Raw genomic sequence first — 9,854 nt, 5'->3', positions numbered from 1 at the left:
TGGTGTAGTGCGACCAGGGAGGAGGAGCACGCGGTGTCTATGGTGACGGCCGGGCCCTCGAAACCGAACGTGTAGGAGATGCGGCCTGAGGCTACGCTGCCGGCGTTGCCTACTCCTAGGAATCCTTCGAGTCCTTGGGGTGGGTGTGCGAGTCGTGAGGCGTAGTCGTGGTACATCACTCCGAGGAAGACGCCGGTGTTGGTGCCGCGTAGTTCGTGTGGGTTGATGCCGGCCCGTTCGAAGGTTTCCCAGGAGTTTTCGAGGAGCAGGCGTTGTTGCGGGTCCATCGCGAGTGCTTCGCGGGGGGAGATGCCGAAGAAGCCCGCGTCGAATTCTGCGGCGTCGTGGAGGAATCCTCCCTCGCGTACGTAGGAGGTGCCTTCCTGGTCGGGGTCGGGGTCGTAGAGGTTTTGCAGGTCCCAGCCGCGGTCGGTGGGGAAGTCGCTGATCGCGTCCTGGCCCTCGGTGACCAGGCGCCACAGTTCCTCGGGGGAGGACACCCCGCCGGGCAGGCGGCACCCCATCCCCACGATCACGATCGGATCGTCATCCATGTGCGACACGGGGTCTTCCACATCAGCGGCACCAGAACCCAGCCCCAGCTCAACGCGCAGCTGACGGGCCACCGCATCCGGAGTGGGATGGTCGAAGGCGGTGGTAGCCGGCAGGTTCAACCCAGTGGCAGCGGTCAGCCGGTTACGCAGTTCGACAGCGCGCAGCGACGTGAACCCCAGGTCCTTGAAGGCCCGTTCAGGCGACACTTCGACGGCCGAACGCAGTCCGCCCACCTCCGCCGCCTCAGCGCGCACGATCTCCAGGAGAACCTTGGTCTGCTCGGTGTCGACCAACCCGGCCAGGCGGTCACGTAAAGCCGTAGCACGGGAGTCATCCATGGTGGTGTTCACCGTGGGCGCGTCGATGAGCCCCCTGAGAAGGTCCGGCAGTTCCGAACTCGCAGTTCCGAAGGTCTCCAGACGTAGAGGAACCAGTGACACCTCCCCGGAGACACGGGCGGCGTCGACCATGGCCAGCGCCTCCTGCTCGGAGAGTGTGCCCACGCCGGTCGGTCTGCTCTCCTGGGACTCCGGCCCCCGCTCCCAGGGACCCCATGACAGGGCCAGGGCCGGTTTGCCCTGGGCGCGTCGCGTGCGGGCCAAAGCCTCCAGGAAGGCGGTGGTGGCGGATTCGGTGAAGCTCTCACCAGTGTTCAGCACATGAGCGGCCGACGTCATCAGGACGAACTCAGTCACATTGGCGTCAGCGGTCAGCTCGTGCAGGTTGAGCGCGCCCTCTATGGCGGACCCGAAGTCCGTCTCCGCGAAGGTGTCGTCATGCTCGGGGGCGTACACCACGGTGGTGATCGGGTGCCCGTACGAGGCCAGCGCGGCGGCCAGGTCCTGCTTGTCGCCCGCGGTACACGTCACCGCCGTTGCCTCGGCACCCAGGTCGTTAAGCTGATCACGGAGAGAGACGATCGCCTCGTCCTGGTGGTCCAACCGGCTGACCAGCAGCAGGTGCCGGGCCCTGTCGCCGCCCACCAGACGGCGTGCCATCGCTGCGCCGGCCGCCGAGCCCGCTCCGACGACAGCCACCCCACCCAGTGGAGTCGGCGCGTCGCCCGGCCCCGCGACGGACACCCGGGCCAGTTGGGGCCGCAGGACCACACCGGATCGAACTGCGTACTGTGACTCTCCCGCGGAGAACGCGGTGTTCAGAACCGAGCCCGCGACCTCGTCGGAGGTGTCCAGATCGATGAGTGTGATCCGGCGGGGATGCGCACCTTGCAGGGCATGCACCGCGCCCCATACCGCGGCACCGACCGGGTCGGGAGTCTCTTCCAGGCTCGCGGCCACCGCGTTCCGCGTCGTCACCACCAGCTTGGCGCTTTCCGTGGGCTCCCCGGCCAGCCACGTCTCGACGTCGTCGACCACCGTGCGCACCGCGCGCCGCACCGCTTCCACCATCGACGAGGCGCCCTCCACGGAGGTGCCCTCGTGGGCGGCTGCGACAACGGTCACTTCCGGTGTCTGGTCCAGTGCTTCCTGGACGGAGGGCAGGGGAATCCAGTCCAGCCTGAGCAAGGACTCGTAGTAGCTGCTGCTGACCGCGCGGAGTCGTACCGTCTGCCGCTCCAGCAGGACGTGCCGGGTGATCTTGCCCGAGGGGGTCCTGGGAATGGCCGAGATCTCGTAGATCTCCTCAGGCACCTTGAAGTAGGAGAGCTGTTCCCGGCACAGGGCCACGAGCTGGTGGGGGTTGATCCCCTCCGGTCCCGGGACGACGAACGCCACCGGGACTTCCCCCAGAAGCTCGTGGGGGCGGCCCACCACAGCGACGTCGGAGACATCCGGTGAGCTGGCGAGAACCTCCTCGACCTCACCCGGATGGATATTCTCCCCGCCCCTGATGATCAGGTCCTTGATCCGTCCGGTGACGGTGAAGTACCCCATGTCATCGCGCCGGGCCAGATCACCGGTGCGGTACCAGCCGCCCTGTAGCACCTCGGCGGTTTCCTCGGGTTTGCCGTGGTAGCCGACCATCACGTTGGGGCCGTTGACCCATACCTCGCCCTCCTGGTCGACGGGCACGTCCACACCGCTGTCCGGATCGACCAGACGAACGTTGAGGCCCGGGACAGGCAGCCCGCAGGAGCCTTCGACCCTGGCGCCGGTAGGCCAGTTGATCGTGATCGAACCGCACGTCTCCGTGCTGCCGTAGGCGTCCAGGAGCGGGGCGGCGAAGATCTCCTCGAAGGATGTGCGCAGTTCTGCGGTTGTGATGGCTCCGCCCACCAAGCACATCCGTAGGTCGGGCGCGCGGAAACCCGTCTCACGCGCTGCTTTGACCAGGTAGCGGTACATGGTTGGTACGCCTGCCAGGAAAGTGGAGGACTCCTCGGCCAGAGCCGTCAGGATCTCCTCTGGTGCCAGCCCGTCGACGATCCGTGCGGATGCACCGGTAGCGGTCACGCCCAGGACGCAGGCGATGTGAGACAGGCTGTGGAACAGGGGAAGGGGCCACAGGACCCGGTCATTCGAGGACAGGCCTGGAACTGGTACGTAGCAGGAGGCCACGGACCACAGACAGTTGCGCTGGGTGGACAGGACGCCCTTGGGCCGACCGGTGGTACCTGAGGTGTAGAGCATCCACGCTACGTCGTCCAGTTCGAGGCTGTCCCTGGCTGTCGTCGCGGGCTCGGTCCGGGCGAGTTCCTCGAAGGACACGGCACCTGCGGGCGCGGCACCATCACCGACTACGAGGATCCGAATGGTGTGGCCGGGCGGCAGGACCCGGCGCAGCTGCTCGGCGTGTGGACGGTCGGTGATCACCGCCCGGGCGCCGCTGTCCTCAAGGAAGTAGGTCAGTTCCTTGTCCGTGCTCCTCGGGTTGATCGGTACTCCGATGGCGTCGGCGCGCGTGATCGCCAAGTAGCTCTCCACCACCTCCACCCGGTTGCCCAGATAGATCATGGTGCGATCCCCGGGCCGCACCCGTAGGTCAGCGAGGTGACCGGCCACGTTCCGAGTGCGCGACTCAAGATCCGCGTAGCTCACGCTACGACGGCCATCCTTGAACGCGACCTTCTCCCCGAGCCTCCCGGCATTCTCCCGGACAAGCTCGGCAAGGGGACGGATCAGCTCTGTACGCAGCATGTGGGGCGCCTCTCGGAGAATCAGCACAGACAGTTCATCAATTGACATGAGTGCCGGCGGGGCATCCGTAACTCATGATTCTTCGTGACCATTGATCTCGCCAGCAGATAACGTGAGAGGATCTGCGATGGGGTGTGTGACGTGCAATAATCACCGTTGCCAAAATGTCATACCAAGCATGGGGGAGACACCCCTAGATCCCCCTAAGCTGCCGATGGTCCCCCCTGGTCCCGTTGAGGATCTGGTTTGCCGTGGTTCACGTATTGCTTGTCTGCGGCAATGACACTGGCGTGCTCATGCCTGGCGGGCGCGCCTGTACAGCGACCCTTCCAGGGCAGGCGCCGCGCTGGTTCGTGTCAGGGGTCAGGGCGTGGAGCCAGAGGCCCGTACGGCGACCGCGCCCCGAGATGGTGAGGGGCCAGGACCGGGGGCTCGCCCGACGGGTTCAGTACGCGAGCCCCCGGGCCAGGAGCTCAGCTCCGCGTAGTGAGGACAGGCCTTCGAGACGTGCGGGCGTGATGGGCAGAGGCGACTGACCCGGGCGCCACAGCAGCGCGAGATGCCGACTGGTGCCGGTGATCACGTCGGGCATTGCGGCGGCGAGTCCCCCGCCGATGACGATCCGGTCAGGGTGGGCCAGCTCGGCAAGCCCGATGAGGAGCGTTGCCAGAGCTGCGCATGTGTCGTCGACGGCAGCCGTCGCCCACGCGCTCCGGTCCGCCAGCCCTTGGCGGAGCTGGTCCGGGCCGACCTCGGCCCCCCGCAACGAACCGGCCCGGCGAAGTGTGGCGGGCCCGGAGGCGAGTGCTTGGACGCACCCCCGACGGCCGCAGTCGCACCGGGCCCCGTCGCGTTCCACCACTACATGCCCGACCTCGCAGGATCCGCGAGCGCGCCCGGGGACCAGCCGTCCGTCACAGACGATCCCCCCTCCGATCCCGGTCCCCACACTGACGTGGACCAGGTTCGCGCAACCCACTTCGCGCGCTTCGGCCAATGCGCCGAGATCTCCGTCGTCCGCGCAGTGAACCTCAGCGCCTGGAAGCAGAGCCCTCAGCCTGTCGGTGACGTGTTCTCCCACCCATGTCGGCCGGTTGGGCCAGGTACGGACCCGGCCCCGCGCGTCGAGTGTCGCGGGCATCGCCACGCCCACCGATGAGATCTCACTGCGCCGTTGGTTCAGCAGCCGTTCCAGGTGCGTGTTCAGTTCCTCGAAATCGTGCTGTGCGTCCACCGATTCCGACCACTGAAATGTTGCCTCATGGGCATCGTGCTTATTCCACACGGCGCGGAGGGCGACCTTGGTACCACCGATATCGACTCCGAGATATCCGATGATGTTCTCCTGATCTTCGAATTCGTCACTCGGCGGAGGTGGCCAGCCCAGATCCTTCCTGCACCGGAACCGGACTGGCCAGTGCCATAGGGCCGACCGAGTTCAGAACACCCGCTCCTCCAGAGGCGGGCACAACCGCAGCAGGTCCGCGGGGGAGTGGAGCACCTCGTCCGGCTCTTCCGCCAGGAGGGCGTCCTTGTCGGCCTCCCCCCACAGCGCGGCAACCGTGGTGACCCCGGCTGCCCGCGCACTGACCAGGTCCGTGACGGCGTCTCCGACCATCATCGCTTCGTCCGGTGTCACCCCGAGCGCCTCCAACCCCTCGAGCACGATGTCGGGGGCGGGCTTGGGTCGGGCCACCTCATCGGAGCCGATGACCCGGACGAACTGGTCGACCAGGCCCAGACTCCCCAGCAGGGAACGGGCCCGGGGGCCGCTCTTGCCCGTGGCGATGGTGAACCGGTATCCACGGGTACGCAGGGATCGCAGGGAGTCGGACACACCCGGGAAGAGCTGTACGCGATGCTCCAACCGGTAGCTCTCCCGGACGAAGGGCTCCTCCATCGCCAGCGGAAGCCCCATGGTTCGCATGATGTCGGGAAAGTACTGACCCAGATACTGGTTGTACTCCTCGAAGGGAGCCCTACCCTCGCCCACCACTTCGGCGTAGGCGAGCGTGAAGGCCTCCCGCATCACCTCAAAGCTGTTGACCAGCACACCGTCCAGGTCGAACACGATCGTTGACACGCGTTGGGCCTTGGTCGGTTGCGCGTTGCCCGCTGCCGCGAGTCGATCCTCTTGCATGGCACCCTCCATAGTTGCCGAGCGGTCCGGCTCAGGCTGGCTGACGCCGAGCGCGCGCCGATTCATAGATGCGTTCGATAACCCCGATGGTCCGCAGTGCCTCGTCGATCGCAGAGCCTCTGCTCGCCGGAGCCTTCAGCAGACCGGGGAGTTCGTCGAGTTGACGGGTGTACTCCACACCGACGGGGTCAGCCGGCAGCGGCACCTCGGTGGTCTCTCCGCCCCGTGTACGGCTCAGGACTGATCGCGCTTGTCTGTTGGGGCTGAACCCGAAGGTGCAGTTCAGCTCGGCCGTGCCCTCACTGCCCTCGATATGGATCCGGGTGACGTCGGTTGCCTGATGTGAAGCCCAGCTCGCCCGGAGGGCGACCGACACCCCTTCGTCAGTGATCATGAACCCGCGTGCGGTGTCTTCGACATCGCACACCGCTGGCCCCGTCTGTTCGTCACCGCGCCACACAGCACGCGCTGAGGCGCTGTTCACGAAGTCTCCCGAGACCACCCCGGCGACCTGGTCGAACCGACTCGTCGGAAGCATGGGGGACACGGCGTCGAACAGGTGCCAGCCGAGGTCGACGAGCACTCCGCCTCCAGCCAGATCACGCTGGGTGAACCATCCACCCGCCTTCGGCACCCCGCGAGCACGGACCCAGGACACGTCGACGTGTCGGAGCCGGCCCAGTTCTCGGCATACTTCGTGCAGGGTCCGGACATCGGCTCGGTAACGGGAGGCGCTGCCGGCCAACAGCGTCGCACCGCCCATACGTTCGGCCTGAGCCAGTTCATGGGCCTCGTCCGTGCTGAGGCAGACCGGCTTCTCCAGGAACACGGACATACCGCGGCCGAGCAGCCCAGCGCTCACCGCACTGTGCAGGTGGTTGGGCACGGCCACCACGACCAGGTCGACCTGGTCAGGCGTCAGCTCGTTCTCATGGGCGAACTGACGAACCCCTGGATGCGCGTGCTTCGCCGAAGCTCGCGCCTCGGGTGAGGGGTCCACGAGGGCGACCACCTCGAAAAGGGGATGAGCCTTGAGCCTGGGCAGCCAGATAGTGGTGCCCGCCCATCCCAGCCCCACGATCCCCACCCGAACCGGTGACCCCGTGGCCCCGGTACCTGCGGTCATCGCTGCCCGCCCACGACGTCGGCCACGATTTCAGCGATAAGGTGCATCTGGTCCTCAGTACCCAGCAGGGTCCTGTGATGCAGCCAGACACAGTCACGGTGAATGGCCTCTGAGTGGGCACAGGAGCGGGCGAGGTCGTCAACCGAGAGATCCGGGGCGCCGGTCTCCCAGAAACCCGCCGACCTGTAGACCGGGCGGAAAGCCACGAAGGCGGGGAGTCCACGTTCGATGAGGGCGTCGACGATGATGTTGCGGCGTTCCTCCGTGATACCCGGGATACGGAACATGGCCATGTAGTGCGGGTTGCGGTCGCAGCGCTCGTCACGCGTCTGCGGGACGACGCCGGGAATCTCAGACAGGAGTTTGGCGAGAACCGGGTAGCGCTGCTCGCGGGTAGTGATCTGGCTTTCCAGACGCCCGAGCTGAGCTCTCAGGACGCTGCCGGAGAACTCGCTGATCCGGAAGTTGGAGCCGGAGGTCTGGTGGTAGTACTTGCGGTCTGTGCGAGGACGTCCACAGCTGTGCCGCAGAAATGCCTCCTCATAGGAGTCGTCGTCGACGAATGTGACCAGGCCGCCCTCGCCCGCTGTCATCAACTTGCCGTTCTGGAAACTGAAGGCGGCGATGGAGCCGAGCTCACCGACGCGCTGCCCGCGCCAGCGAGCCCCGTGGGCGTGTGCCGCGTCCTGGATGATGGGCACCCCGCTGGTGGAGGACAGCTGACGCAGCGCGTCCATGTCCGCGAAGTGCCCGGCCATGTGCACCGGCATGATCGCCTTGGTCTTCGGTCCGATGGCTGCCTCGACCGCAGCGGGATCGATGCAGTACGTGTCCGGATCGACGTCGACGGGAACCGCGACCGCGCCAAGACGCTGGGCAGCCTGGGAAGAGGAGATGAAGGTGAACGCGGGCACGATGACCTCGGTGCCCGGCCCCACCCCCAGGACCTGTAGGGCCAGCTCCAGGGCGTGCGTGCCATTGGTGACGGCCAGGGCGCGCTGGGCGCCGTGGTGCTCAGCGAACTCGCGCTCGAAGGTGTCGACCTCGCTGCCACCGATGCGCCACCACTGCCCCTGCTCCAGAGCACGGACCAAGCCGGTGCGTTCGTTCTCGTCGAATTGGGGCCAAGCGGGAAATCCCAGGTCGGGGAGTTTTGCGTTGCTCATTTCAAACCACTCTCAAAAGAGGTCGGGGTTCTACTGGAAAAGTGGTGGATAAATCTGCCACGAAACCAGGGAACGTGTGAAGTTCGGCCTGTGTGACGATCCGGGCACGCAAGTCATCACGAGGTGACCGGTCTCTCCAGGCCGCTTCGCACGCTAACCCATGAAAAGGAACCTCTTCCAGCCCCTGCTCTTACCCCTAATGCCCCCTTAAGTTCGGAAGCCGAGCCCATCGAACGGTACGGAAATCACTCACCGTGCTAGGACTGCGGTGCGGGCCGTCTCGGTCCTGCTAATGTCTGCTGCTCACACGAGGTGATCGGGTGAACCACGTCCTCCTTATCAACGGCCCTAACCTTGGGATCCTGGGAAAGCGCGAACCGGAAGTTTACGGAACGGAAACACTAGCCGACATAGAGGCCTCGGTTGAACAAGAGCTGTCGACCCAGGGGTGGAATGTCGTCTCCATCCAGCACGACTGTGAGGGGGAGCTGGTCAGAGAAATCAACAACAGCCACGACTCCGTCGGAGCGATCATCAACCCTGGTGCCCTGATGATGGCTGGGTGGAGCCTGCGCGACTCCCTCGCCGCCTATCCACGCCCCTGGATCGAGGTGCACATCTCCAACATCTGGGCTCGTGAGGGGTTCCGTCACGAATCGGTGCTCGCCCCCCTCGCCAGCGGGATGGTGGCCGGACTCGGCCCCAACGGCTACCAGTTGGCCGCGCGTGCCCTCGCCGACCTGGTCAACGCTTCCGTGCCCGCTGGTCAGGGTGCGGCGGGACGGAGACACCGATGACAAGCAACGACGCCCTGTGGATTCGGCGCTACCACCCCTCTTCTGAGGATGTGGACCGGCTGGTCGTGCTGCCGCACGCAGGAAGCGCCGCGTCCTACTTCCACTCGTTCTCCCAGGCGCTGCATCCCCATACCGAGGTACTCGCGGTGCAGTATCCGGGACGTCAGGATCGGTACCAGGAGCCGCTCGTTGCGAATCTCGACGAACTGGCCGACCAGATCACCCGGGTACTCCTGCCCTGGGCTCATAAGCCGCTGTCTCTTCTGGGCCACAGCATGGGTGCCACGGTCGGCTTCGAAGTCGCCCGGCGGCTGGAGGAGGCCGGGGCGCCCCCCGCGGTTCTGTTCGCCTCCGCCCGACGAGCGCCGGGAATCGGTGAGGCGTTCACCTCGCCTGAACTGGACGATGACGATGCCGTTCTGGCAGAGATCACACGGTTGGGCGGAAGTGACTCGCGGCTGTTCGAGGACGAGGATCTCAGGCAACTGCTCCTGCGCGTGACCAAGAACGACTTCCGGGTCCTGCTCTCCTACCGGCCTTCCGAGGGGGCCAGGGTTCAATGCCCTATCGTCGCGATGTACGGCGATAGCGACTCCAGGGTGAACCATTCGCAGGCTGCTGCCTGGGACGACTACACCACCGGCGCCTTTGAACTGCACTCCTTCCCCGGTGGTCATTTCTACATCAACGAGCACGAGTCTTCCGTGGCCGAGCTGGTTCGTGCGCGGATAGCCGCCTTCCGTGGCGCTCTTCCCAAGCCCACCCACACACGGTCTGTCTGAGGTGCTTACGTGGTTATCACCATGGCTCTGAACGCCACTTCCGAGAACATTGACGATCTCGTCGAACTCGTCGCCTCTGTTGGAGGCAGGACCTTCATCAGCCGCAGTAGGAACCGCACGATCATCGGCCTCGTCGGTGACGTTGAGCGTTTCCAGGACCTGGGTCTGGCCGCCAAGCCGGGGGTCAGTG

7 protein-coding genes and 1 pseudogene are annotated in these 9,854 nt (G+C 65.8%); 3 read left to right on the top strand and 5 right to left on the bottom strand.

Translation table 11 applies throughout. From position 1 onward, the window contains the following. The 5 genes from AC0T5L_RS26830 to AC0T5L_RS26810 all read right to left on the bottom strand — a co-directional run. A partial coding sequence (locus AC0T5L_RS26830; RefSeq protein WP_476168284.1) for an AMP-binding protein occupies window positions 1-3,653 on the bottom strand: 3,653 nt, incomplete at its 3' end. Between the two features lie 445 nt (window positions 3,654-4,098). Next, the gene (locus AC0T5L_RS26825; RefSeq protein ID WP_476168285.1) at window positions 4,099-4,989 is read right to left on the bottom strand and encodes an ROK family protein; all 891 of its coding nucleotides are present in this window, start codon (window positions 4,987-4,989) and stop codon (window positions 4,099-4,101) included. A gap of 102 nt (window positions 4,990-5,091) precedes the next feature. Continuing rightward, window positions 5,092-5,793, bottom strand: coding sequence for an HAD-IA family hydrolase (locus tag AC0T5L_RS26820; protein ID WP_476168283.1), 702 nt, complete (start codon window positions 5,791-5,793; stop codon window positions 5,092-5,094). 31 nt (window positions 5,794-5,824) lie between these two features. Beyond that, window positions 5,825-6,919 carry a Gfo/Idh/MocA family protein gene (locus AC0T5L_RS26815; RefSeq protein ID WP_476168282.1) on the bottom strand — a complete coding sequence of 365 codons (1,095 nt, stop codon included), beginning with the start codon at window positions 6,917-6,919 and terminating at the stop codon, window positions 5,825-5,827. Further along, window positions 6,916-8,085: a DegT/DnrJ/EryC1/StrS family aminotransferase gene (locus tag AC0T5L_RS26810; RefSeq protein WP_476168281.1), complete on the bottom strand. Its 1,170-nt coding sequence runs from the start codon at window positions 8,083-8,085 to the stop codon at window positions 6,916-6,918. Before AC0T5L_RS26810 ends, AC0T5L_RS26815 begins: the two co-directional genes overlap by 4 nt. Window positions 8,086-8,405: 320 nt before the next feature. Here AC0T5L_RS26810 and AC0T5L_RS26805 point away from each other — a divergent pair, with 320 nt between their 5' ends. The 3 genes and pseudogenes from AC0T5L_RS26805 to AC0T5L_RS26795 form a co-directional block, all read left to right on the top strand. Continuing rightward, window positions 8,406-8,882 carry a type II 3-dehydroquinate dehydratase gene (locus tag AC0T5L_RS26805; protein ID WP_476168280.1) on the top strand — a complete coding sequence of 159 codons (477 nt, stop codon included), beginning with the start codon at window positions 8,406-8,408 and terminating at the stop codon, window positions 8,880-8,882. Continuing rightward, a complete protein-coding gene (locus tag AC0T5L_RS26800) occupies window positions 8,879-9,664 on the top strand; it encodes a thioesterase II family protein (protein WP_476168279.1) in 786 nt (261 codons plus the stop codon). Before AC0T5L_RS26805 ends, AC0T5L_RS26800 begins: the two co-directional genes overlap by 4 nt. 9 nt (window positions 9,665-9,673) lie before the next feature. Then, a pseudogene (locus AC0T5L_RS26795) lies at window positions 9,674-9,854 on the top strand (3-deoxy-7-phosphoheptulonate synthase); the annotation flags it as partial.

The sequence above is a fragment of the Nocardiopsis sp. TRM 82005 genome, from assembly GCF_056312425.1.
The sequence above is the reverse complement of the archived record's forward strand: the minus strand, read 5'-3'. Positions and strand labels throughout refer to the sequence as shown.

Bases quoted from the DNA above. Each gene is read 5' to 3' on its own strand.
- AC0T5L_RS26820 (WP_476168283.1), bottom strand. From the start codon at position 5,793: ATGCAAGAGGATCGACTCGCGGCAGCGGGCAACGCGCAACCGACCAAG.
- AC0T5L_RS26810 (WP_476168281.1), bottom strand. From the start codon at position 8,085: ATGAGCAACGCAAAACTCCCCGACCTGGGATTTCCCGCTTGGCCCCAA.
- AC0T5L_RS26800 (WP_476168279.1), top strand. From the start codon at position 8,879: ATGACAAGCAACGACGCCCTGTGGATTCGGCGCTACCACCCCTCTTCT.
- AC0T5L_RS26815 (WP_476168282.1), bottom strand. From the start codon at position 6,919: ATGACCGCAGGTACCGGGGCCACGGGGTCACCGGTTCGGGTGGGGATC.